Annotated in this window: 24 protein-coding genes; 13 read left to right on the top strand and 11 right to left on the bottom strand. The window is 56.8% G+C overall.

The genetic code is table 11. The features are described 5' to 3' along the window. Positions 1–7: 7 nt before the first annotated feature. The 6 genes from Tel_07190 to Tel_07165 are packed head-to-tail and all read right to left on the bottom strand — an operon-like array spanning position 8 to position 3,772. Entirely contained in the window at positions 8–1,036 is a 1,029-nt protein-coding gene (locus Tel_07190; GenBank protein ALP52955.1) for a hydrogenase expression/formation protein HypE, read from the bottom strand. Then, positions 1,033–2,166, bottom strand: coding sequence for a hydrogenase formation protein HupD (locus Tel_07185; GenBank protein ID ALP52954.1), 1,134 nt, complete (start codon positions 2,164–2,166; stop codon positions 1,033–1,035). Before Tel_07185 ends, Tel_07190 begins: the two co-directional genes overlap by 4 nt. Beyond that, the gene (locus Tel_07180) at positions 2,163–2,396 is read right to left on the bottom strand and encodes a hypothetical protein (protein ID ALP52953.1); all 234 of its coding nucleotides are present in this window, start codon (positions 2,394–2,396) and stop codon (positions 2,163–2,165) included. Before Tel_07180 ends, Tel_07185 begins: the two co-directional genes overlap by 4 nt. Position 2,397: 1 nt before the next feature. Then, a complete protein-coding gene (locus Tel_07175; GenBank protein ALP52952.1) occupies positions 2,398–3,171 on the bottom strand; it encodes a hydrogenase nickel incorporation protein HypB in 774 nt (257 codons plus the stop codon). Then, a complete protein-coding gene (locus Tel_07170; protein ALP52951.1) occupies positions 3,171–3,512 on the bottom strand; it encodes a hydrogenase nickel incorporation protein HypA in 342 nt (113 codons plus the stop codon). Before Tel_07170 ends, Tel_07175 begins: the two co-directional genes overlap by 1 nt. After that, on the bottom strand, positions 3,512–3,772 hold the full coding sequence (locus tag Tel_07165; protein ID ALP52950.1) for a hypothetical protein: 261 nt from the start codon (positions 3,770–3,772) through the stop codon (positions 3,512–3,514). Before Tel_07165 ends, Tel_07170 begins: the two co-directional genes overlap by 1 nt. 182 nt (positions 3,773–3,954) lie before the next feature. Between Tel_07165 and Tel_07160 the strand changes: the two genes are divergently transcribed. The 7 genes from Tel_07160 to Tel_07130 all read left to right on the top strand — a co-directional run bounded on the left by Tel_07160 (position 3,955) and on the right by Tel_07130 (position 12,485). Next, complete coding sequence (locus tag Tel_07160) at positions 3,955–4,701, top strand: hypothetical protein (GenBank protein ID ALP52949.1); 747 nt, start codon at positions 3,955–3,957, stop codon at positions 4,699–4,701. Positions 4,702–4,902: 201 nt separating this feature from the next. Further along, positions 4,903–6,135: a hypothetical protein gene (locus Tel_07155; protein ALP52948.1), complete on the top strand. Its 1,233-nt coding sequence runs from the start codon at positions 4,903–4,905 to the stop codon at positions 6,133–6,135. A 134-nt stretch (positions 6,136–6,269) separates the two neighbouring features. After that, positions 6,270–7,565, top strand: coding sequence for a two-component system response regulator (locus tag Tel_07150; GenBank protein ID ALP52947.1), 1,296 nt, complete (start codon positions 6,270–6,272; stop codon positions 7,563–7,565). 31 nt (positions 7,566–7,596) lie between these two features. Next, positions 7,597–8,256, top strand: a complete 660-nt coding sequence (locus tag Tel_07145; GenBank protein ALP52946.1) for a GTPase — start codon at positions 7,597–7,599, stop codon at positions 8,254–8,256. Next, a complete protein-coding gene (locus Tel_07140) occupies positions 8,249–9,502 on the top strand; it encodes a hypothetical protein (protein ID ALP52945.1) in 1,254 nt (417 codons plus the stop codon). Before Tel_07145 ends, Tel_07140 begins: the two co-directional genes overlap by 8 nt. A 39-nt stretch (positions 9,503–9,541) precedes the next feature. Continuing rightward, positions 9,542–11,785 (top strand): secretion system protein E, encoded by a 2,244-nt coding sequence (locus Tel_07135; protein ID ALP52944.1) that lies wholly within the window; start codon positions 9,542–9,544, stop codon positions 11,783–11,785. Positions 11,786–11,792: 7 nt separating this feature from the next. Then, a complete protein-coding gene (locus Tel_07130) occupies positions 11,793–12,485 on the top strand; it encodes a hypothetical protein (protein ALP52943.1) in 693 nt (230 codons plus the stop codon). Here the strand turns inward: Tel_07130 and Tel_07125 are convergent. Then, a complete protein-coding gene (locus Tel_07125; GenBank protein ALP52942.1) occupies positions 12,482–14,410 on the bottom strand; it encodes a hypothetical protein in 1,929 nt (642 codons plus the stop codon). The genes Tel_07130 and Tel_07125 overlap by 4 nt on opposite strands. 321 nt (positions 14,411–14,731) lie before the next feature. Next, on the bottom strand, positions 14,732–15,298 hold the full coding sequence (locus Tel_07120) for a hypothetical protein (GenBank protein ID ALP52941.1): 567 nt from the start codon (positions 15,296–15,298) through the stop codon (positions 14,732–14,734). A gap of 192 nt (positions 15,299–15,490) precedes the next feature. Here Tel_07120 and Tel_07115 point away from each other — a divergent pair, with 192 nt between their 5' ends. Further along, positions 15,491–17,884, top strand: coding sequence for a hypothetical protein (locus tag Tel_07115; GenBank protein ID ALP52940.1), 2,394 nt, complete (start codon positions 15,491–15,493; stop codon positions 17,882–17,884). 351 nt (positions 17,885–18,235) lie between these two features. Here the strand turns inward: Tel_07115 and Tel_07110 are convergent, their stop codons facing one another. Then, complete coding sequence (locus Tel_07110) at positions 18,236–19,120, bottom strand: hypothetical protein (GenBank protein ID ALP52939.1); 885 nt, start codon at positions 19,118–19,120, stop codon at positions 18,236–18,238. A gap of 75 nt (positions 19,121–19,195) precedes the next feature. On the opposite strand from Tel_07110, the gene Tel_07105 reads away from it, so the two are divergent. From Tel_07105 to Tel_07095, 3 genes are all read left to right on the top strand, one after another. Next, the gene (locus Tel_07105) at positions 19,196–20,395 is read left to right on the top strand and encodes a succinyldiaminopimelate transaminase (GenBank protein ALP52938.1); all 1,200 of its coding nucleotides are present in this window, start codon (positions 19,196–19,198) and stop codon (positions 20,393–20,395) included. 23 nt (positions 20,396–20,418) lie between these two features. After that, positions 20,419–21,240: a 2,3,4,5-tetrahydropyridine-2,6-dicarboxylate N-succinyltransferase gene (dapD, locus tag Tel_07100; protein ID ALP52937.1), complete on the top strand. Its 822-nt coding sequence runs from the start codon at positions 20,419–20,421 to the stop codon at positions 21,238–21,240. Positions 21,241–21,330: 90 nt separating this feature from the next. Next, positions 21,331–21,678, top strand: coding sequence for an arsenate reductase (locus Tel_07095; GenBank protein ALP52936.1), 348 nt, complete (start codon positions 21,331–21,333; stop codon positions 21,676–21,678). 39 nt (positions 21,679–21,717) lie between these two features. Here the strand turns inward: Tel_07095 and Tel_07090 are convergent, their stop codons facing one another. Beyond that, complete coding sequence (locus tag Tel_07090) at positions 21,718–22,011, bottom strand: hypothetical protein (GenBank protein ID ALP52935.1); 294 nt, start codon at positions 22,009–22,011, stop codon at positions 21,718–21,720. Between the two features lie 236 nt (positions 22,012–22,247). Here Tel_07090 and Tel_07085 point away from each other — a divergent pair, with 236 nt between their 5' ends. Then, the gene (locus Tel_07085; protein ID ALP52934.1) at positions 22,248–22,922 is read left to right on the top strand and encodes a hypothetical protein; all 675 of its coding nucleotides are present in this window, start codon (positions 22,248–22,250) and stop codon (positions 22,920–22,922) included. 20 nt (positions 22,923–22,942) lie between these two features. On the opposite strand, the gene Tel_07080 is transcribed toward Tel_07085, so the two are convergent. Beyond that, entirely contained in the window at positions 22,943–23,695 is a 753-nt protein-coding gene (locus Tel_07080; protein ID ALP54769.1) for a hypothetical protein, read from the bottom strand. Between the two features lie 156 nt (positions 23,696–23,851). Here Tel_07080 and Tel_07075 point away from each other — a divergent pair, with 156 nt between their 5' ends. Then, positions 23,852–24,994, top strand: a complete 1,143-nt coding sequence (locus Tel_07075; GenBank protein ID ALP52933.1) for a succinyl-diaminopimelate desuccinylase — start codon at positions 23,852–23,854, stop codon at positions 24,992–24,994. The last annotated feature ends 1 nt before the right edge of the window (position 24,995 follow it).

Genomic DNA, 24,995 nt, shown 5'->3' with positions numbered 1-24,995 from the left:
GCGCGGGCTAACAGATCCTCGGCAGCTGTTCGCCCGACAGCCAATCGACAACGCGCTGGCCGCCGAAGGCGGTTTCCATCTGCACCAGTTGATGATCATCCTCAATCACCCGGCCGATGACGGCGGCGTTTCGTCCCAGGGGATGATGGCGCATCGCCGTCAGTAGAGCATCAGCATGCTCGGCGGCGCAGATGGCGATCAGTTTACCTTCATTGGCGATGTACAGTGGATCCAAGCCCAACAGCTCGCAGGCCGCAGCCACTTCCCGGCGCACCGGGATGGCGCTTTCCTGCAATTGCATACCCACCCGGGATTGCCTGGCCAGTTCGTTGAGGGTGGCGGCCAGGCCGCCGCGGGTGGGATCACGCAGACAATGGATATCGGGGACGGCGCGCACCATGTCGGCGACCAGGCCGTTCAAGGCGGCGGAGTCCGATTCGATGGCGGTATCGAATTCCAGGTGTTCACGTTTGGACAAAATGGCCACGCCGTGATCGCCCACGCTGCCGCTCACCAGGATGGCGTCACCGCGCCGGGCGCGCTCGCCGGAGATGTTGACACCCTCCGGCACCACGCCCAGCCCGGCGGTGGTGATGAAGCAACCATCGCCCTTACCCTTTTCCACCACCTTGGTATCGCCGCAGACCACGGCCACCCCGGCGTCACGCGCCGCCTTCGCCATGCTGATGACAATGCGTTCCAATGCGGCCAGGGGAAAGCCTTCCTCCAATATAAAGGCGGCGGAGAGATACAGCGGTGTGGCGCCTGACATGGCTACGTCGTTGACCGTGCCGTGCACCGCCAGGCTGCCGATGTCGCCGCCGGGGAAGAACAGCGGCGCGATGACGTGGGCGTCGGTGCTCATCACCATGCGCCCGGCGGCGACGGCAAAGCGGGCCTGGTCATTGCCCTGCCGCAACAGCTCGTTGTCCAGATGTTTCAAAAACAGCGTCTCGATAAGACGGGCCATGGCGCGGCCGCCGCCACCGTGGCTCATATCCACCACGCCGTGTGCTAAGTTCAGGCGGGGACTCATGCCACGCCCGCCTTGTTTTTCTGCTCACCGCGAAAACGCCCGTAGGACCAGTACGCGGCGCAGGCGCCTTCCGATGAGACCATGCACGAACCCATGGGATTTTCCGGCGTGCAGACGCTGCCGAACAGTTTGCACTCCACCGGTTTTTTCTGACCGCGCAGGATGTCGGGGCAGGCGCAGCCTTTGACATCGGTGACCGGCTCGGCGCTGACCGCGAAGCGCCGTTCGGCATCGTACTCGGCATATGCCGGCCGGATTTTCAAGGCGCTCTCCGGGATCAGCCCCAGGCCGCGCCACTCGAAGCTGTCGCGCAGTTCGAACACCTCGTCCACCAGCGCCTGCGCCTTGGTATTACCGTCGCGGGTGACAGCGCGGGTATATTCGTTCTCCACCACGCAGCGCGCTTCATTGAGCAGGCGCACCGCCATCAGCGCCGATTGCATCACATCCAGCGGCTCGAAGCCGGCGATGACGATGGGCTTGCCGTAGTGTTCGGCGAACGGCTCATACGGGCGGCTACCGATGACGGTGCTGACATGGGACGGGCCGAGAAAGGCGTCGATGTCCACCGGCTCCGGTGCGTTCAGGATTGCCCCCAGGGCCGCAGGTGTCAGCACGTGATTGCAGAATACGCTGAAGTTTTGCAAACCTTCCGCCGCGGCCTGTTTGACGGCCACCGCCGTGGGCGGCGTGGTGGTCTCGAAGCCGATGGCGAAGAACACCACCTGTTTGTCCGGATTGTCGCGCGCGATCTTGAGGGCATCCTGGGTGGAATAGACCATGTGGATGTCGGCGCCGTCGGCCTTGGCCTGCATCAGGCTGCGCCGCTGCCCGGCCGGCACGCGCATCATGTCGCCGTAGGTGCACAGGGTGACGCCGTGTCTCTGCGCCAACTGCATAGCCTCGTCGATACGACCGATGGGCAGCACACATACCGGGCAACCGGGGCCGTGGACGAACTCCACATTGTCGGGCATCAGGTCCTGCACGCCGTAACGGAAAATGGCATGGGTATGGCCGCCACAGAACTCCATCAAACGGTAATGGCGCTCCGGCCGGGCCTCTTTGCGCAGGGCCAGGGCGATGTGGCGGGCCGCCCCTTGATCGCGGAATTCGTCGATGTATTTCATTGCGCATGCTCCAACATACCGGCCTCGGCGAACAAGTCCAGGGTCTTTTGCGCCTCTTCCGGACTGATGGTGTTGAGGGCGTAACCGACGTGAATCAACACATAGTCCCCCACCTTCACTGCCTCCACCAGGGCCAGCGAGATCTGCTTTTTTACACCGCCCAAAGAGACCAGGGCGGTATCACCGTCAGCGCTGATAGTGAGCACCTCGGCGGGGATGGCCAGGCACATATCAGGCCTCCTTCGCCTGCGCCAACGTCTGGCGCTGCGCGTCTATCCAGCCGTACCATCCATCCAGACCAAGGCCCTGGGTGGCGGAGAGCTGCAGGATCTCGATATTTGGATTGACGCGGCGGGCATAGTCCACGCATTGATCCACATCGAACGCCACATAGGGCAGCAGATCGACCTTGTTGAGGATCATCACATCGGCGGCGGCAAACATGTCGGGATACTTGAGCGGCTTGTCCTCCCCCTCGGTTACCGACAGGATAACGACTTTGTGCGCCTCGCCCAGATCGAAGGCGGCGGGACAGACCAGGTTACCGACGTTTTCGATGAACAACACGCTGTCGCCCGACGGCTGTAGTTCTTCCAAGGCATGGCCGATCATGTGACCGTCCAGATGGCAACCCTTGCCAGTATTGATCTGCAAGGCCTGCACGCCGGTGGCGCGGATGCGTTCGGCATCGTGGCTGGTCTGCTGGTCGCCCTCGATCACAGCCATCTCCAGCTGCGCCCGCAGATCGGTGATGGTACGGGTCAGCAGCGTGGTCTTGCCCGATCCGGGGCTGGAGACCAGGTTAAGGGCGAGAATATCCTGCGCGGCGAAGAAGCGCCGGTTGGCCGCGGCATAGGCGTTGTTCTTGGCCAGGATATCGGTCTCGATCTGCACCTTGCGCGCAGCGCTGAGATGGGGGGCGCGGGCATGGTGATGATGATGTCCGTCATCCATGTGCACTCCCCCAATCTCGTTGCCACCGCTACAACCGCATGTCACACACATCACTCCACCTCCAGTTCTTTGATCCGCAACTCCTCCCCGCCGCTGACCTGCAGCTGATAACCGCCGCAATCGGGACAGGCGTCAAAACGCCGTTGCACCGGCACCTCTTTCATACATTGTAGACACCAGGCGCGGCCGGGGCGCTCGATGATCTCCAGTTGCGCGGCGGCGGCGATAGAGTTCTTCATCACCACATCGAAACCGAAACGCAGCGCCTCCAGCTCCACCCCGGCCAAGGCGCCTACTTCCAGCCAGACGGTTTTGACCCGGACATACTGCTGCAGCGCCGCGTGTTCCTCGATCACCCTCAACACGCCTTGGCACAACGATATCTCATGCATCAGTGCAGCCTCAGCTCATAAGCGACACAGGGGTCGATGGCGTCCAGCCAACGTGGCCTGCAGTCGCAATGTCGTTTCATTTTCAGATACCCGCATCTTCCCGCCCGTCGTCGCCACTCCGTCGGCGCCGAGATGTGGTACTCCACGATACGCTCATTCTCCAGCCTGACCCAGTGCAGCATCGGTCCGCGCGCCGCCTCCCCCTGACTGATATGGATGCGATCCATCCGGATCACTGAGTTAAGTTTATAAAATGCCATAACGAGATGACTGACGCCAACGAAAAAACAACGAGTGTTGAGACTGTCCACAGGCCCTGCCTGCCCACGGTCCTCGTCGATAATTTGAGCGACAAATCCGGCCGACCCTGAGTTGGAAGGTTAATTTTTGCCCGAAAAATGCCGCTAGAATATTTCGAGACAACGACTTACTCAGGTGGCAAATGGACAAGGCACTGCTCATCGTCGATGACGAAGAGAATATCATCCGCGCCCTTAAGCGCCTGTTGCGCAGTGACGGCTATGTGATCTATACCGCCAATAGCGGGCGCGATGGGTTGGACTTATTGGATCAAAACGACATCCACGTCATCCTCTCGGACATGCGCATGCCGGAGATGAATGGCGCCGAATTCCTGGCCAAGGCCAAACAATCCCATCCGGCCAGCGTGAGGATAATGTTAAGTGGCTATACCGATTTAAGCTCGGTGACCGACGCAATCAATCAGGGAGCCATTTACAAATTCATGACTAAACCGTGGGATGACGCCGAGCTTTGTGAAAGCGTAAAAAATGCCTTCCAGTATTACGAAGAAAAGAACCGCGTATATTTTGACGCCGCTGACGGAACGATCCCCCCCGGTGCTGAGGGCGCTACCTTACAAGACGCCGTAGCAGAAAAGCGCCACCAGGCTGACGAAATTCTTGAACATCTCCCCGTAGCAGTGTTGGGCATGGATCCCGGCGGCAGCGTGATATCTTTCAACAGTGCAGCACGGACTATGTTTGCTCGCGGGGAACACGGAGTTCAGGAAGCCTTACAGTTATTGCCGCAAGCGTCGCTCGATCGCCTATTGCACTCCGGGAGCGCCATCATCACGCGCGACAACGGTGACAAGCTTCACATTACGGCCTCCCGTTTTGGAGCCGACGAGTTTGTAATCATAACCCTTGCAAAATTACTCAATTAACCGCGCGCAATCGCTTACCCCTATGATAACGGTGCCTTTCTTTGGGCACCACAGCATCGTGCCCCACCGTGTTTTGCCACGAGCCTTGCCCCGTAACAATGTAATTTGGCTACAAAAAATAATGATTTTGCAACATACCTCACTAATCTGAAACATTTTGTTGCCGATATAAATCAAGGCAATTACGGGGGCAACAACAGCATGGAACAGCTTAGAACGGAAATACTCGTTGTAGAAGATGACAGCGATATAGCGAATCACCTCTGCATCAACCTTGAGGCGCTCGGATATGGGGTGGCCGGCAAGACGGGTAACGGTGAGGAAGCGGTGGCTTTGGCCCTCAAACTGAAACCGCATTTGGTGATCATGGATATTGTCCTAGATGGGGAGCTGGACGGCATCGATGCAGCAGAAACAATCCTGTCGAACCACGAAGTGCCAGTGCTTTACTTGACGTCATATGATGAGACGCGCTTGCTCGACCGAGCCAAGATAACCGAACCTTATGCCTATCTATTAAAGCCATACCGGGAAAGGGAACTGCATATCGCAATTGAAATAGCATTGCATAAATATACAAAGGACAGCGAGATAAAAGAGGTCAAAGAACAGCTTCTCCAAGCCGAAAAACTAGCGACCATCGGACAGCTTGCAGCGGGTGTCGCTCACGAGATCAACAACCCCATCGGCTACATCAATTCCAATCTTGGCGCATTAAAAAAATACTTGGCGGATATACTGAAGCTTGTTAACGCCTACAGGAATGCCGAAGCTCACCTAGTCGATGAACACGTCATTGCCCATCTCAGAGAAATAAAGTCAAACATTGACCTAGACTATCTGCTGGAAGATATGGGGGACTTGGTGAGTGAATCTCAGGAAGGTATAAATCGGGTAACGAAAATCGTCCAAGATCTCAAGGACTTTTCTCGGGCACATAAGGACGAATGGATGTATTCGGATATTCATCAAGGTATAGATAGTACTTTGAATATCGTCCATAACGAACTCAAATACAAAGCGGAGATCGTCAAAAACTATGGTGACTTGCCGCATGTTGAATGTATTCCGTCGCAATTAAACCAGGTATTCACGAACTTACTGGTAAATGCGGCCCACGCCATCGAGGACCACGGCACTATCACAATAACGACATCCGTTGCGGATGGTGAATATATCCAGGTCAAGATCGCTGACGATGGCTCAGGAATTGAGCCGGAAATCGCTGAAAAGATATTCAACCCTTTCTTTTCGACAAAACCTGTCGGCAAAGGCACGGGGCTTGGTCTGTCACTTTCCGAAAGCATTATAGATAAACATAATGGCAGAATATCAGTAGACAGTACTCCAGGGCTTGGTACCGTATTCACTGTCACCATTCCGCTAAATCACGAGATCGACGGGGGTGCTGACGGAGATGTAGAGATCCTGTGATGAACACCAGCCGCTGCTTCAGAAGAGGGTCATGGCGTGCATCGGAGTGTGTTTCCGATGATCGCATCAACCAGATATCGAACTCCACAATCGAACGACAGGGTCATGTCTCGTAAGGGATAGTGAACATATCAATGCAGGAACCCAGACCCGCAAACTACTCCACATTGTTACTCGTCGATGACGAACAGAATATTCTGTCATCGCTGAAACGGATTTTTAGGCCGCTTCCCTATACAGTGCTCACGGCACAACGCGGCGCCGAGGCGTTGGAAATACTCGAAAAAACCGAAGTGGATATAATTATATCCGACATGCGTATGCCGGAAATGGATGGCGCCCAGTTACTGGCAACGGTGTCAAGTCGCTGGCCTGAGACCGTTCGCATTCTGCTCACCGGTTTTGCTGACCTCAGCTCCACAATCAAGGCGGTCAACGAAGGCCACATATACAAATACATTAGCAAGCCTTGGGAGGAAAACGATCTTAAGCTCACCGTTCATAATGCCCTGGAGACCAAGTTCCTCCAGGCCGAGCGCGAGCGCCTGCTAAAACTGACTCAACGTCAGAACGAAGAGCTAAAGGATCTGAATTCAAACCTGGAAAGGAAAGTCGAAGAGCGCACCGAGGAATTGAGGGTGGCCCATGAGTCTCTGAGAAAGAGCTACTTTTCTTCCATCAAGACCTTCTCCAACTTGATTGAGTTAAGCGAGGGCGCCACATCGGGTCACTCGAAACGAGTGGCCGAGTTGGCGCAAAAAGTGGCACAGAAGCTGGGCCTTGGCAAGGAGCAGACACAGCAGATATTCTTCGCCGCCCTGCTGCATGATATCGGAAAGATAGGACTGCCAGCTGATCTCATCATGCGCCCGACTAAGACACTCACACCGGAGGAGAAACGGGTGTTAGCTAAGCACCCCGTTCTAGGGGAGGCGGTCCTGATGGGCTTTGAACCCTTGCATGAGGCTGCGAAACTGATTCGCAGTCATCATGAGTATTTTGACGGCAGTGGTTACCCCGAGGGGCTGGCCGGAGGCGATATTCCACTGGGTGCGCGGATTTTAGCGGCCGTCAATGACTACGACACACTGCAGCATGGGGGTGCGTCTGCGCACCGCTTGACCGAGGCCGAGGCGCGGGAGCACATGCTGCGCTATAGGGGCCGGCTCTATGACCCCAAGGTCATCGATGCCTTTATCACCACGAACAAACAGGTCACCAATGAGGTCCGCAGTGCCTCTGTCAAGATCGATGACAAGGAGCTCAGGGTGGGCATGGTGCTGGCGAAGGACTTGCTCACCCGTCACGGGATATTAATCCTTTCCGAAGGCCATATTCTGGACGAACATATGATTGAACGGATCCATCGTTTCTCCAGGACCTCCGGGGAAAAGTTGGACATACAAATCGCCATGAAGCGGATCCGTTGACGGTGAAATTGCAGCAGGCTTATGGTGTGACATGTCGGAATATGATGAGACTTCAAACAGGTTGATCCTTAAGCTGGTCTATTACGGACCGGCCTTAAGCGGCAAGACCACCAACCTGATACAGCTGCATGAAGTGATCGCCCCTGACAGAAAGGGCGAGTTGATGGTCTTGGAAACCAAGAACGACAGGACCCTGTTCTTTGACATGTTGCCCTTGGGAGTGGTGACAAATACCGGTTTGGCGATCAAGATAAAGCTATTTACCGTCCCCGGCCAAGTGGCCCATGACAGTACCCGCAAGGCGGTATTGTCTCGCGCCGACGGCGTCGCCTTTATTGCCGATTCACAACAAAACCAAAGCATTAATAACGCCGAATCCTTTGAAAACCTGGCGGCTAATGCCGCCCGGGTGGGCCTGGACTTCGATGCCCTGCCGCTGGTGGTCCAGTTCAACAAGCGTGACCTGTCCCCTATCGTGAGCGAAGAGGACGTTATAGGCCGCTGGGGCCATACCCCCTGGCCGGTCTATTTTGCCAGCGCACTGCAAGGCGAGGGGGTATGCGAAACCTTCAGGGGCCTGCTGGCACGGGTTTACCGGCAGGTCGACACCGAACTCGGCTTGGCAAGCCATCATCAGCTGGACCAGCAGCAGTTCATTGACCAGCTGTTAGGAGGCGTCGGACGTGACTGAGAACGATCAGAACCAAGCCTGCCTGCCGCTGCAGGACTTCGATCGGGAGTTCAACCTGGGCGAATTGATGAGCGGCATTAATGCAGAGAAACTGTTAAGCACCTTAGTGCGCATGCTGGGTGAGCCGATCTGGATCAGCGCGTGCAATGGGAATTGTGTCATCGGTGCGGCGCAGAACATGGAGAGCGTTCGTCTCCCCATCCGGGTGCAGATGGACCTCGTCGGCCATCTTCATGTTTCTCCCCGGGCCGGGGCGCAAGGACAGGCGGCGGTCGCGTGGTTGGAGATGCTGCTGCACAGCAGTGTTCGCTATCTGATGGCCTCGTCGCTGCACCTGCAGGCCGTCAACGAAGATTATGAGCAACTCAAGCAACAACATGCCGCCTTGCTGGCATCCGAACGACGCTACAAGGAGTTGTCGGAGGGACTAGAGCAGCGTGTCGCCGAGCAGGTACGGACTATCGAAGCGACGCAACGACAGCTGTACCAGACCGAGAAGCTGGCCTCGGTGGGCCAACTGGCGGCCGGGGTCGCCCATGAGATCAACAACCCCATCGGCTTCGTCAAGAGCAATCTGGCCACAGCCCAGACCTATCTCCAGGCCATGGCGGGGCTGGTGGAGCTAACGACAGCGGGCGCCGCGCCCGACAAAATCCAGTCCTATCTGGAAGACGAGGATGTGGATTTTGTGATGACTGATTTCCAGGTGCTGCTGCAGGAAAGTATCGCCGGGGCGGAGCGTATCGCCGTGATCGTGCAGGAGTTGAAGGGCTTTTCCGCCATAGACAAGAACGCGGAAGAGGCCTGCGACATTAACGACATCATCCGCAATACCTGCAATATCGTGCTCCCCGAGCTGACGGGCCCGGCTCAGCTTCGCCTTGACCTAGCTGATTTGCCGGCTGTGATCTGCAACCCGGGTCACCTGGGTCAGGCCTTCATGAATCTATTGCAGAATGCGATTAAGGCTATCGATAAGAACGGCCGAATATTAGTTGAGACCAGATTGGAACGGGACAGGGTGTTGGTGAAATTCGCCGACACGGGCGTAGGTATCAATCATGAAATTATGGATAAAATCTTCGATCCCTTCTTTACCACCAAAGAGGTGGGCCAGGGGACGGGGTTGGGCCTTGCCGTGGTGCGGGACATCGTCAAGTGCCATGGCGGGGAGATCCGTGTCGCCAGTCGGCAGGGCAAGGGAAGCATATTCACCCTTTCACTGCCGTTGCCTCGGGGTCACTAATATGTATCCAACGCTGCTGCTTACCACTGGGTTTTGACCATGTCCCGCTTCGCTTCTCTGTTTACCGGGGATAATCCATCGTCCCCCCTCGGTGATACCCCGGCGAAGCAGCAGCCGGGGGGCTATCACATCCTGCTGGTGGATGATGAATCGGGCGTGCTCAATGCCCTGCGGCGGGTGTTTCGTCAGGAGAACTACCAGATCCACGTGGCCATGAGCGGTGAAGAGGCCCTGGGCCTGCTGGAGCGCCAGCCCTGCCAGCTGATCATCTCCGACTTTATGATGCCGGGCATGAATGGCGTCCAGTTGCTGCGTCAGGCACGGGAAAAGCATCCCGATCTCATGCGTATCATGTTGACCGGTCATGCCGACACCGAGGCGGTGATGGGCGCCATCAAGGACGGCGCAGTCTATAAATTCATACTCAAGCCATGGAACGACGATGATCTGCGGGTGACTGTGGCCCTGGCTCTGGAACAATACGATCTAATTCAGAAGAACAAGGCACTCAAGCAGCAGAATGAGCGCAATGCCAAAGAGATCGATGAACTTGCCAAATTGACGGTAACGAATCGCAGCCAGCTGGCCATCATGTTGCACAAACGCAATCTGCTCAACGATCAGCAGATCCAACAACTATATAAACTGCAACAGCAGCGCCGCGAGCCTATTATCAAAATGATTCTGGAGCGCGACTGGGTCAATGAAAAGCAGATTCGCAACATCCTTAAACAGGATCTCATGATCGAAGAGGTGTCCCTGCCCGAGATCCAGGTAGACCCGGCCGTCGCGGCGCTGCTCCCGCGCAGCTTCTGCGAAAAGCAGTGGGTGCTGCCCATTCGCCAGAGCCAGCGACGCTTAACCCTGGTCATGGCCGACCCCATGGATATGGGCCTGTTAGACGATCTCAAGTTCAGCATCGGTATGGAGATTCAGCCGGTGATGGCGAATATCCAGGCGATTAAGGAAAAACTCGCCGAGATCCATGGTGAAGATATCGGACTAGACGACCTGCAGACCATATTCGACAATGACGACCCAAGCGAGGGGATAGAAGTCATCATCGAGGAAGATGAGGACCTCAGCCTCGAGGAATTGCTGCACGGCACCGAGGAACCCCCGGCCATTCGGCTGGCCAATGTCATCATGCTGGAAGCCGTCAGGCTGGGGGCCAGCGACATTCACATCCATCCGCGCACCAAGAACGTGGCGGTGCGTTATCGTATCGATGGGGTGTTGCACGATAAGATCCATTTTCCCCATGGCATCCACATGGCCCTGGTGTCGCGCATCAAGGTGATGTCGGAGCTGGATGTGACCGAGCGGCGGCGACCACAGGATGGACGTATCACGGTCAAGACCCCCATGCGCATCATCGACTTGCGCATCAGCACCCTGCCTACCATCAACGGCGAAAAGGTCGTCATGCGGCTGCTGGACCGTAACGCCAGCGTCCAGCGCCTCAGTGAGCTGGGGCTGTCGCCGTCCAATCTGGCCCGCATCGAGAATGTGGTCACTAAGCCCCAGGGGATTATCCTGGCCACCGGTCCCACCGGCAGTGGCAAGACCACCACGCTGTACTCCCTGCTGCAGCACAATGCCACGCCGGAAAAAAACTATGTCACCATTGAGGATCCAGTGGAGTATTTCCTGGACATGGCCGGTCAAGTGATGATCAAGGAGAAGATCGGGCTGGACTTTTCCACTGTCTTGCGCGCCATCCTGCGTCAGGATCCCGATGTCATACTGCTGGGGGAAATCCGAGATTTTGAAACGGCGGAAGTGGCCTTTCATGCCGCCCTCACCGGACACCTGGTCTATTCCACCCTGCACACGAATTCCACGGTGGCCACCATCGCCCGTTTGCTCGACTTAGGACTCAAGCCCTATGTGGTGGCTTCCGCCATAGAGGCCATTGTTGCGCAACGTTTGGCCCGGCGAATCTGTTCTCACTGTCGTGCCGAGGCCACGCCAGAAACCGAGCTGCGCTATAAACTTGGTGATTTATTCCAGGACGCCGGCATGAAATTCTTCAAGGGTACGGGATGTCCAAAATGTAATGGCACGGGTTATGCCGGGCGTGTCGCCCTTTATGAAATCCTGGTGCCTAGTGACGACATGAAGGACCTGATCTCGTCGGGCGCCAGTCTTATCGAAATCGCCAAACTGGCCAAGGCCGAGGGTATCTCCACCCTGATCGAAGACGGACAGCAAAAGGTGAGCGCCGGTCTCACCACGGCCGAGGAAATACTTCGGGTCCTGGGTACGCAAGTACGAGGCTAACTTGGCAATGGACACCTTTCGCATCACCTACCGCTTTGTCGTCGGCACCGAAGCAAAGCTATTTGATCTTGATCTCAACGCCGACACCCTGTTGCAGATTGAACCTAGCTACGACCAGTGGCCGGCATGGACCCGGCTGGACTATCATCGCTGCCCCCACTGCCCCCTTTCCGGAGACATCACTCCTCGCTGCCCCGTCGCCGCGAATCTGGTGCCTTTGATCCAGCAGTGCGGGGACTTGGAATCGCACCAACTCAGTCGCATCGAGGTCGAGACCCCCAACCGCTATTATGCGGCCGAGAGCAGTGTGCAGCGCGGCCTGAGCTCCTTACTGGGACTGGTTATGGCCACCAGCGCCTGCCCCGACATGACCTTCCTCAGGCCTATGGCGCGATTTCACCTCCCCTTTGCCAGTGATGAAGAAACCGCTTATCGAGCGGTCTCCAGTTATTTGCTGTTCCAGTACTTTGAAGCCAAGGCGGGTAAGGAGGCGGACCTCTCCTTGGCCGGTTTGCGCGCCATCTATAAGCGTCTGCAAACCGTCAACCGGGCCTTTGCCCAGCGGCTACGGGCCGCTTGCGCGGAGGACGCCGCGGTCAACGCCATCGTACAGTTGGATCTGTTCGCCAAGGATATCCCGTACAGTATCGACGAAGGACTCGATGATCTGGAATATCTATTCCATGCTGCTACGGATTAAGTATCTCCGCGCCCGACGGGCAACAAGATGCGAAAGCGGGTACCGCGGCCCTGTTCACTGTCCACTTCGATAGTGCCCTGATGTTTCTCGATAATGCCATAGGCCAGTGAAAGCCCCAGCCCCGTCCCCTTACCCACCTCCTTAGTGGTAAAAAACGGCTCGAAGATCCGCTTTAGATTCTGCGGCGGAATTCCGGCGCCGGTATCCTCGATCTCGATCCACACATGGTCGCCGCCTTGGACGCCGGTGCGGATAAAGATCTTCCCCTTGTCTTGGAGGGCATGACCAGCGTTCACCAACAGGTTCATAAACACCTGGTTGAGCTGGGAGGGCAGGCAGTAGATCGTCGGCAGCTCCCCGTACTCCTTGATGACCTCAGCCTTGTATTTGAGTTCGTTGTGAACAATGTTCAGGGTACTGTTGATGCCGTGGTGGACATCAGCTATTTCCCATGTCGCCTCGTCCACGTGAGAGAAGTCCTTCAGATCCCGCACGATCTGTTTGACGCGGTCTATTCCTTCCAGCGACTCCTGGATTAGATCGTCCAAGTCCTGCTTAAGAAACTCGATATCCAGTCTTTCCTTAGACGAGATCAAGGCCCTTTTGGCCTTATTGTCCGGCAACTGTGACTCCAAGGCCTCATATTGCTGTGCCAGCGCCAGCAAGTCTTTGATATAGCGCTTCAGCGAACCGAGGTTAGAATTAACGTAGCCTACCGGGTTGTTGATCTCGTGAGCCACCCCGGCGGCGAGCTGGCCGATGGAGGCCAGTTTCTCCGATTGCAGCAATTGGGCTTGGGCCTCCTTGAGCTTCTTTTCGGCCGCCTTGCGTGCGGAGATATCACGTACGGTGGCATGCAACACCCGCCGGCCGCTAAGCTTCATCGCGCTCAGCAACACTTCAGCAGAAAACTCCTCGCCATTGTTTCTGCGGTGACGCCACTCGAAAAAATGCTTCCCCTCTTGCAGGGCGATGGCTATCTGTTCATTTGCCTGATTCAGAGAGTCAGCTCCGTCAGGCTGTCGCGGTGGAGAGAGATCGGCGGGATGGAGACGGGTAAAGTCCTTCCGATCGACGCAACCAAACATCTTAAGGGTGGCGGGATTGCAGTCTACAAAGCCGTTGTCATCCAACAGCATCATGGCGTCTTGCGCCGAATCAAAAATGGTGCGGAAACGCTTTTCCGACTCACGTAACAGCGCCTCCATTTGTTTCTGTTGGGTGATATCCACATGGGTTCCGATTAGGCGCAGCGGTTTTCCCGCCTCATCGCACAGCAAGATGGCACGAGAGAGAATATCCACATCCATGCCCTGTTTGTGATACATGCGATATTCGATATGATATTCATCGATCTCGCCGCCCACATAGGCATCTACCGTGCGCAAGGCTCTAGGCAGATCCTCGTCGTGTATGTGCTCGCTCCAGCTTTTTACACTATTGGCCAGTTCTTCATCCTTATAGCCCAGCATCTCCTTCCATCGCGGTGAGTAATAGACCTCGTTGGTAAGCAGATTCCAGTCCCACAGCCCGTCTGTGCTGCCGCGCATGGCGAGCTCAAAGCGTTCTCGTTCCAGCCGCATAGCCTCGTCCGCCTGTTTGCGCTTGGAGATGTCACGCACGATACCGATAAACATGCGCCGCCCATTGATTAGCGCCTCGCTGATGGCCAGTTCTACCGGCAGCGTATGCCCGTCTCGGTGCTGCGCCATGAGTTCGCGCACGCCCTTGCCGACAAGATTGCTCTCACCACCGTGAAGATATTTCTCTAAATAAATATCATGTTGGCCTTTGTGAGGCGCCGGCACCAATTCATTGACGTTGCATCCTATAATTTGCTCCGCTGGGTAACCAAAAATACGAGCGGCGGCAGGATTAAAGGCGAACACAGTACCATCGCTCTCCATCATAATGACCCCGTCCATTAGCGTATCCAGGATGGATTTCAGTACTTCAGACGTGTTCATAGCCTCTGCCCACAGGCGGTTCTTGAACGTCGACACACCCTTGTGGGCTAATGACACAGTGATTCAAAATTGCGCCCCGAATAATTGGTTTATTTATATATCGGAAGGCCAACATGATTTTTTAATGATCTGATCAGCGATTATCGACAAGCCACCCAGGGGATGCGAAATGCAGAATTCTATAGAAAAAATAGACGATTATAGAATAGTATCTGACGCTATACCCCTAGGCAGGCAAACGCGCCCTAGGTACACGAATGGGGTGGGCTAGAACACTAGCTAGTCCGGCTCCATAGATAACTTGTGAAGACAGGCATCGCACATGGTATGGGATATGCCAGGCAAGGTTGCGCTGGCGAAGAGCTGAAGCTGTCTGATGGCATCCTCGACCTCCATCCAGTCATCATTAACGGCAATCTTTTTGCACCAGCTACACATCCTCAATAACTGGCCTTGGTCGCTGCGCTTGGCGTTTGGCTCTAGTAGGCTAACCGCCTCGCGTGTCTCTGTCCGCTGGGTGAGGCAGCGATACTCCACTGTGCCTTTGGGCAAAGGCAGGATTTCCATTTGCATAAATCGCCGCAGGGTTGCTGAGTCGCATCTAAACGGCAGAATTATTGGACGCTGTTGTTGCCTGACTCGCTGTAACAACGTTTGATGCAGATGGTGTGTCTCGGGGTCCTGAATAAAATCCCACAGCAATTGGCCGATGATATTGCCGTGGACCAGATGGGGGCTATCATTTGTCACGGCAAATGCATCCCATTCACTGTTGAAACCGATGAGGCGGTTATCGTGGTCTATCTGATAAACAACCTCGTTGCCTGTAGCTGTCACCGATGGCATATGAACCTCTTGTCTATAACGGGCAATGTGTGGCGGCCCCTGGCAGTCAATCCGCCCGCACATTACAGCGACCCCCCTGTATTTCGACGTTCGATCAGCGTCGACGCCGGGGTGTCAAGGTATGCGGCCGGATCAAGTAACATGGATGATGACCGACAATATGTAGACAACAAATAAGAATGGGTTAAAGATATGAGAACCTATCTTCTACCTCTGCTATTGCTCATAATTCTTATCGGCGCCGTGATCTATAAATATGAGACCGATTTAGAGGTAAATAGGCAGCACTACACTGACTCGCTCCGACATGATGCCGGTCGGCAGAAGGACAGGCTTGAAAGCACCATCCTGTTGATACAACAGAACCTGCACATGGTCGCAAACCTGCCAGACATCCGCGCGGCGGGCCGAGATGTGAGCAAACTTAATGCCGGTGATTTCCATATAATACAACAGGTATTTTCAACATTGCGCGACAACGTTGGCTTGACCTCCCTGTATATCATGGCCCCACAGACCGATGTACCGGTAACCACGCAGAATCCGATGTTGCCGATGCTGGCATTGAATCCCGAGTTTCGCATTCACCCCGAGCTTGCCACGCTCACCTCTGAGTTTTCCAGCACGCGGGATGAGATACAGAACGATGCCTCTGCGCGCAGATTGGTGCGGGACAGGATGCAACTCATTCGGCAACATCTGGAGCGCCTTCGGGGTGACTTTCCCGACTTGAAAAGCGCGCGGGCCGCCAATTATCCGGGAATGCTGACAGTCCACTCCAGTGCACCGCAACTCATGGAAGACGGATGGAAACTACTCAAGTTCACTGAGTCCGCTAGCGTGTTCATGTTCATCGTGCCGGTGTATGGCAGCAATGGCCAAATGAGCGGCGCCGTGATCGGCACCCTACCCGTCATCGCCCTGCTTAAGGACCTTGTTGAAAGCAATCCTGTATTGATCGCCCCGACCGAAAGAGTCATCCTTGCCGCAGACAACTATTCAAGCTGGCGGGACTCGTGGGATTGGCTGCGTCAGGGGAAGGCCGATCCAAATCTGATATTCTCGAATATTGAAGATATTCACCTTCATGATCAGGCCTTACGCTGGCTGCTCTGGAGCAGCAGACCCGATGCCGACTTCTGGCGGGCTGCGGAGGTAAAGTCAGCTGAAACCTTCGCCTGGTCAAGCGGCATCGTCTCGCTGATGCTGTGTGTGGCCTTGATGTTGGTTGTGCGGCAGCAACAACGCCATAGGGCCCTAGTTGAACAAAAGAATATCGAGCTCGAACAAAATGTCATGAAGCAAACCCGCCAGCTGCGCGTGGCCCTGGATGAATCGAAACGGGCTTCGGCTGCCCTGGCGTCAAGTGAAAGCCGCCATAAGGCCATCTTCGATAACTCCGCCGATGGCATCATTATCATCGACAAAAGCGGCGTGATAGAAAGCATAAACCCAGCCGCCTTAAGCATATTCGGTTACAGCGTCGATGAGCTGACCGGCCGGAATATCTCTGCCCTAATGCCTGAACCGTATCAGTCCCAACACGACCAATACCTGACACGGCACCACGCCACGGGCATCTCCAAGATTATCGAAAAAGGTCCCAGAGAATTAGAGGGTCTGCGCAAGGACGGTCACAGCTTCCCACTGGAGTTGCAAATCGTCAGCATGGAGTTCTCCGGCAAGTTCCGTTATCTGGGCATTCTGCGCGATATCACCAAGCGTAAACAGGTAGAGGCAGCCATCAAGCTGCGCGATGAGAAACTAAAGGAGACGGAGAAGCAATTGCTGCAATCGGAGAAGATGGCCTCCGTTGGTCAGCTCGCTGCGGGCGTTGCCCATGAAATTAATAACCCTATCGGTTATGTGAACTCCAACCTCACTACCCTGATGGACTATGTCAATAAATTAATAGCGCTTATTGATGCGTATGAACATGCAGAGCGTTGTATAGCGCCTGACAATCGCCTGTGGCAAGATATCGTTGCAATAAGGCAGAAGATGGAGCTCAACTATCTACGTGAGGATCTTCCCGACCTGATGAACGAGTCGCGAGCAGGAATCGAACGCGTCCGTCAGATCGTTCAAGACCTTAAGGAATTTTCCCATGTCGAGACTATCGAATGGCAACCCGCCGATATTCACACGGGGATCAATAGCACCTTGAATATCGTTCACAATAAACTCAAATACAAGGCCGACGTAATCAAGCGGTTCGGTGACTTACCCGTCATAGAGTGCATTCCTGCACAGCTTAATCAAGTATTTCTCAACCTGTTGGTCAATGCCTGCCATGCCATTGATGACCGCGGCACCATTACCATCACCAGCGGTAGAGCGCGGGACGCTGTGTGGGTTGAATTCTGCGACACCGGCAAAGGCATCGAGGCCAAGGACCTGGGGCGCATCTTTGAGCCGTTTTACACCACAAAACCAGTCGGTGAGGGCACCGGGCTAGGCTTGTCCTTGTCGTATGGCATTATCCAAAAACATCATGGACGGATCACTGCCACCAGCGAACCCGGGCAAGGCACCTGTTTTCGAATCGAGCTGCCCATATCTCAACGTGAATACTCCACCGGCTGAAAGCCAGTGGCGTCCCATTAGGTTACGACTTAAAGCCGGATTGATCAGTCATTTGGCCGATGAGCTTCATACGACGATAAAGGCACCATGCGGTTCCGGCGGTTTTTGATTCTTGATGTGTAACACGGGTCGGTCTTGCCTTTATAGCATGCAGCCTGGCCGATAAGGGAGTGCGATAATTTGTCGCAGATGCGCGACGGTAATCGTTGCCTTTCAGCCGATGGATCTGCGGATCAACACCCAGAAGCCGTGCATCATAAATTTCTTGGCGCAAATCGGTCCATGCCGGATAAGAATAGCCCCATGGGCATACAATAATGCCCACTCTAAGGGTGATTAGCGCTGCAGACCTTACTCCCCCACCTCGACCTGGCGCCGCGCCATCAGCCACGCCGCCGTCAGAATCAACGCCCCGCCGAACCACTCGATGGGGCGCACCACCTCGTCGGTGAACAGTTGTGATGAGGTGGTGGCGACTACAAGTTCGAACAGCATAATCACCGCCGAGCGGTGCACCGGCATGTGGGTGACGCCGTATTGCACCGCGATGGTGGCCAACGCCAAACCGAACAAGCCCAGCAGGACGGCGCCGCTGTAGATCTCCAGGCCCACTCGCGGCACAGCAGGGTCGCCTAGGGCCAGCAGACCAACTGCCAGCAGGATGGCGCCCCACCAGGCGGCGATGGCCTTGTTGGCGACGGATACGTGCTGGTTTTTGCGCACCAGCACGTTGGAGAGCGCGAAGGCGAAGCCTGCCGACAGCGCCAGCCAGTCGGCGCTGTCCTGCGGCCAGGGGTAGCCCAGCTCGGGCGTCCATAACATCATCAGCGCGCCGCACATGGCGACGGTCATCACCCACTTGGCGTAGGGGGTCATGCGTTCGCCGAGAATAAAGTGGCCCAGCAACACGGCCCACAGCGGCGAGAGGTAGAACAACAGCACCACCCGCACCACGTTGCCGTCGAGCACGGCGAGGATGAACCCCATATTGCACCAGCCGCTGGCCAGGGCGATGCCGACTAGGGCGGGAAAGTTGTCCTGCAGCTCGCGCCGCAGCTGCCACAACATGGGCAGGGCCAGCAGCAGGGCGGCGCTGTAGCCCACCAGGGTGCTCCACAGGCCGTTCATGCCAGCACTATCGAGCCCGCGCAGCGGCAGCCATAACAGGCCCCAGATGGTGGCGACGAACAGCAGGCTGAGGACGGGGAACAGGTCTGAAAATCGTCTGAGTGGCATGGTCGGTGATATAATGCTGCGTTTTGTGTAAGCGTCGGCTCATGGGCCGGCGGCAACCAGGCACGTTACGGCCCCATGAATCAGGATCTGAACAAATTACAGCCCTACCCCTTTGAGAAGCTGGCCCGCCTCAAGTCCGGCGCTCAGCCGCCCGCGGGGCTCGGCCATATCGCCCTTTCCATCGGCGAACCCAAGCACGAGGCGCCGCAATTCGTGGCGGAAGAGCTTCTCACACATCTGCATGGCTTGGCCAATTACCCCACCACCAAGGGGTTGCCAGCGCTGCGTCAGGCCGCCGCTGACTGGTTGAGCGCCCGTTTTCAATTGCCGCCGGGCAGTATTGATGCCGAGCGCCACGTCATCCCGGTCAACGGCACGCGCGAGGCGCTGTTCGCCTTCGCCCAGGCAATGGTGGATCGCAGCGCCGATCCTCCGTTGGTGCTGATGCCCAATCCGTTTTACCAGATCTACGAGGGCGCCGCCCTGCTCGCCGGGGCCGAACCTTACTATTTAAACTGCAGCGCGGACAACCATTATCTGCCCGATTTCGACGCCGTGCCCGCGCCGGTATGGCAGCGCTGTCAGCTGATCTATCTGTGCAGCCCGGGCAATCCGACCGGCGCCGTGATCGACCGCGCTACGCTGGAGAGGCTGATCGGGCTGGCGGACCGGCATGATTTCATCATCGCCGCCGATGAGTGCTATTCCGAGATCTATCCGGACGAAGACAACGCCCCGGTCGGGCTGTTGCAGGTGGCGGCGCAGATGGGCCGTGATGACTACCGCCGCTGCGTGGTGTTTCACAGCCTCTCCAAGCGCTCCAACCTGCCCGGCATGCGCTCCGGTTTTGTCGCCGGCGATGCCGAGCTGATCCAGAAATTCCTGCTCTATCGCACCTATCACGGCAGCGCCATGCCGCCCTATCACCAGGCCGCCAGTATCAAGGCATGGCAGGATGAAACCCACGTGCAGCACAACCGCGAGCTCTATCGCGCCAAGTTCGCCGCGGTGCTCGATATTCTCGGCGATGCCCTGGAAGTGACACAGCCCGCCGCCGGTTTCTATCTCTGGCCGCGCACGCCCATCGACGATGCCGAGTTCGCCCGGCGTCTGTTCGCAGAACAGAACGTTACCGTGCTGCCGGGCAGCTATCTGTCGCGCGACGCCCACGGCGCTAATCCGGGCGCCAACCATGTGCGCATGGCGCTGGTGGCGCCGCAGGATGAATGCGTCGATGCCGCCAACCGCATCAAGAATTTCATTAACTCTCTTTAAAAACAAACACGGAGTTGTAACCCATGTCTGATCTGCAAAAAATCATCGAAGAAGCCTTTGAACACCGCGCCGACATCAGCCCGCGCAGCGTCGACACCCATGTGAAAGAGGCTGTACTGGAAGCCCTCAACAAGCTGGACAACGGTGACATGCGCGTCGCCGAAAAGGTGAACGGCGACTGGATGGTGAACGAGTGGCTGAAAAAGGCGGTGCTGCTGTCGTTCCGCATTCAGGACAACTCCTTCATGAAGGGCGGCTTCACCAACTATTTCGACAAGGTGGATTCCAAGTATGCCGACTACAACTCGCGCGACTTCCGCGACTCGGGCGTGCGCGTGGTGCCGCCCGCCACCGTACGCAAAGGCTCATACATCGCCCCCAACACCGTGCTGATGCCCTCTTACGTCAACATCGGCGCCTACGTGGACAGCGGCACCATGGTCGACACCTGGGCCACCGTCGGCTCCTGCGCCCAGATCGGCAAGAACGTGCATCTGTCCGGCGGTGTCGGCATCGGCGGTGTATTGGAGCCGCTGCAGGCCGCCCCCACCATTATCGAAGACAACTGCTTCATCGGTGCCCGCTCCGAGATCGTCGAAGGCGTGATCGTCGAAGAGGGTTCGGTGATCTCCATGGGCGTTTACATTGGCCAGAGCACCAAGATCTTCAACCGCGAAACCGGCGAAGTCAGCTTCGGCCGCATCCCGGCCGGTTCGGTGGTGGTCTCGGGCAGCCTGCCCTCCAAGGACGGCAGCTGCAACCTCTACTGCGCCGTGATCGTCAAGCAGGTGGACGAAAAGACCCGCGGCAAGGTGGGTATTAACGAACTGCTGCGGGATATATAAATACATCTAACCGCGAAGGACGCAAAGGATCGCTAAGGATTTTTCTTTGCGTCCCTTCGCGTCCTTCGCGGTTAACAATTTCAATAACAGATCATGACGACTATCTACGGCATCAAGAACTGCGACACCATGAAGAAAGCCTTCAAGTGGCTGGACGAGCACGGTGTTGAATACGAATTCCATGACTACAAAAAGGCAGCGCTGGATGAGAAACAGCTCAAGACCTGGGTCAAGCAATTGGGCTGGGAGGCATTGGTCAACCGCCGCGGCCTGACCTGGCGCAAGCTGTCCGAGGCGGAGCGCGAGGACGTCAACGCGGCCAAGGCCATCGCGCTGATGCTGGCCAAGCCGAGCCTGGTGAAGCGTCCGGTGCTGGATACGGGCAAGACGCTGCAGGTGGGTTTCAAGCCTGAAGAGTACGAAGCGCTTTTTAAGTAGTCGTCGCCGAACAATTCCCGGCGCACACGCGCAAACGCATTATCGATAAGCACCGCGAAGATAAAAATCGGTGGCGCTGGAGGTGAGGACGGTACGGGTGATGATTTTAATGCGCCAATCACCGCGTTGATAGGTGCGCCGCCACCAGGTCTCGCCGCGCACCGAGTTGAAGTCCTCACCCTGAGAGCTGTAACACTCCAGCGCCTTGCGCCCGGTCTGCATGTCGACGTCGGGAATATAGTGCTCACCGGCGTCATTAATCACCTCCAGGATGGATGCGTCGGTGGCCAGGTCGGGTATCACGCGCCAGTTGGGGTTTTCCGCTTCGATCACCCCTGTTTTTAGCGGGGATGTCGCCTCGCCCAGAAAGATGTCGATATACTTGAGTACGGTACAGGGAGTAACTATATTTTTACACATCGCACTCGGCTTACACTTCGGTGAATAGCGTGCAAGCCCGATACTCGAGACAAGGAAGATCTGCCATGGATCAGCTCTACAAAGGGGCCTCAACGAAGGCAAGACTATCTAGTTCACCTGTTCGTATACGAACAGGTGGGCGGCGCATCATGGATCAAGTGCTGACGGGGCAACGCCAGGTAGTGTCGCCTGCCCTCAGGATCTCGTTCTATGTGGCCGTTTCGGCACTGGTATTCCAGATCCTCGGCATGATGGTCCAGGACCAAGACAGCGAATCCATCGTTGCCGAGAACGGCATTTTGGAGTGGACGCAGATTACGCTTCTGGTCTCATGTGGCATCCTATTGGCGATCTGCGCCCGACAGATGCCCGTGCTCAATGAGGGCTTTGTGACCTTGGCCATACTCCCCTTGATGGCCAGTGTGCGCGAGCTGGATCAGATACTCGACCAATATATCTTCGATGGCGCCTGGCAGGCCATCGTCAGCCTGTTGTTGGCGTACATCTTATTCATCGTCTGGAAACACGGCTTTTTCCTCAGGCAACAGATCCTACGCATCTTGGCCGCGGCGCCGGCGGGCATCTTGTTATCCGCCTTCCTGGCCGTCGTGTTTTCGCGCTTGTTCGGCCGCCAGGCATTCTGGGAGGCCGCGCTGCAAGAGCACTATCTACGACTGATAGCACGCATTGTAGAGGAGGGAAGCGAGTTATTCGCCTATCTCTTATTGCTGTTCGGCTGCCTCGAGTTCCTGGTATTCGTGTTGTCCTGCAAGGGAAATACTCATGGCGATGACACCAGGCGTCTCTCCCATTCAAAGACCTGAGACAGGCACTGCCGCAGGGGTTATTTAAACCCGCGCGTCTCGCGGATGCGTTCGTAGGCGCTGCGGATCTCGTGGGTCTTTTCTTCCGCCAGCTTCATCATCTCCTTAGGCAGCCCCTTGGCGGCGAGCTTGTCCGGATGGTGTTGACTGGTGAGGCGGCGATAAGCCTTCTTGACCTCGGCATCGCTGGCGGTCTCATCGATATTGAGGATGGCATAGGCGTCTTCCAGGGACGGCCCTTGATCACGTCCGGCCTGCTGGTGATGTATCTCGGCCTGGATCATGTTCACCAGCCGTTCGAAGGCATCCAGGGGGAAGCCAAGCTGGACACAGATCTTTTCCATCACCTCGCGCTCGCTGGCCTGCAGCTGACCGTCGGCAAAGGCGGCGCTGAGCTGGATCTCGATGAACATGCGGGTGAGGTTCTGTTGACCGCGCAGTGTCGTGCGTAGGCGCTCGAGCATGGCATCCAGATCGAAATCCGGCTGCTTGCCGCGCCCAAAATAGTCGACGGCCATGCGCTGGGCATTGTCGTTCAGCCCCATGCGTTGCATCACCTGGCGCGCCAAGGCGATCTCCTGCTCGGAGACGCGGCCGTCGGCCTTGGCCAAGTGGCCCATGATCCCGAAGGTGGCCTCAAAAAAGATCTGCTGAACCTGGACTTGGTGTTTGGCCAGGGAGCTGAGCACAAAGCCCCCGGCCAGCCGAATCAGATTCTTGTCCAGCTGATGCCCCAGAATGAGACCGATCAGCAGACCGAGAAAACCACCCAGCCAATATCCCAGCAGCGCGCCTATCAGCTTACCCAGCAATGTTGTTCTCCTTGCGTATGCGTGTGCGAAACTGCACATATTACATGCTCGCGGCGCCAGCGTCGCGGCCAGGGATGTATAATCAAGGCATTGAATTCACAAACAGAAAGGTCAACCGTGCGCGACGACAAGCTATCCCCCACCCTGCAGCTCGCCCTCGATCTGATCGGCCGCCCCTCGGTCACACCGGAGGACGCCGGCTGTCAACAGACCCTGATCGCGCGCCTGCAGGCCATCGGTTTCCGGGTCGAGCCGTTGCGCTTCGAAGAGGTGGATAATTTCTGGGCCCGGCGCGGCGACAGCAGACCGCTGCTCGCCTTCGCCGGCCATACCGACGTGGTACCCACCGGGCCGTTGGACCAGTGGGATTCGCATCCCTTCGAGCCGCAGATCCGCGACGGGCTGCTCTACGGCCGCGGCGCCGCCGACATGAAGGGCAGCCTGGCGGCCATGGTCACCGCCTGCGAGCGCTTTGTGGGCCGGCATCCGCAGCACCAGGGGGCTATCGCCTTCCTCATCACCAGTGACGAGGAAGGCCCCAGCATCAACGGCACCGTCAAAGTGGTGCAGACCCTGGAACAACGCCAGGAGAAGATCGACTGGTGCCTGGTGGGCGAACCCAGCAGCAGCGTGCAGGTCGGCGACGTGGTCAAAAACGGCCGCCGCGGTTCCCTGGGCGCGCGTCTCATCGTCACCGGCGTGCAGGGCCATGTGGCCTATCCGCATCTGGCCGACAACCCGGTGCATGGCCTCGCCCCGGTGCTGGCCGAGCTGGCGGCCACGGAGTGGGATAAAGGCAACGAGCACTTTCCGCCCACCACCTTCCAGATCTCCAACATCCACGCCGGCACCGGCGCCACCAATGTCATCCCGGGCCAGGTGGAAGTGGTGTTCAATTTTCGCTTTTCCACCGAGACCACGGCCGAACGCTTGCAACAGCGGGTCGAGGCCATTCTCGACCAGCACGGGCTCAACTACTGCATCGACTGGAACCTCTCCGGTCAGCCCTTTTTGACCCCGGCGGGCGAGTTGGTCAGCGCCGCCTGCAGCGCCATCCGCGCAGTCACCGGCAGGGATACCCAGCTATCCACTGCCGGCGGTACCTCCGACGGTCGTTTCATCGCCCCCACCGGCGCCCAAGTGCTGGAATTGGGGCCGGTCAACGCCACCATCCACAAGGTCAACGAGTGTGTCAGTGTTGCGGATCTGGACACCCTGTCCGATATATACGAGAAGATTCTGGAACAATTGCTGCTATAAC

The organism is Candidatus Tenderia electrophaga (genome assembly GCA_001447805.1).
Classification (GTDB): Bacteria; Pseudomonadota; Gammaproteobacteria; order Tenderiales; family Tenderiaceae; genus Tenderia; species Tenderia electrophaga.
The sequence above is the reverse complement of the archived record's forward strand: the minus strand, read 5'-3'. Positions and strand labels throughout refer to the sequence as shown.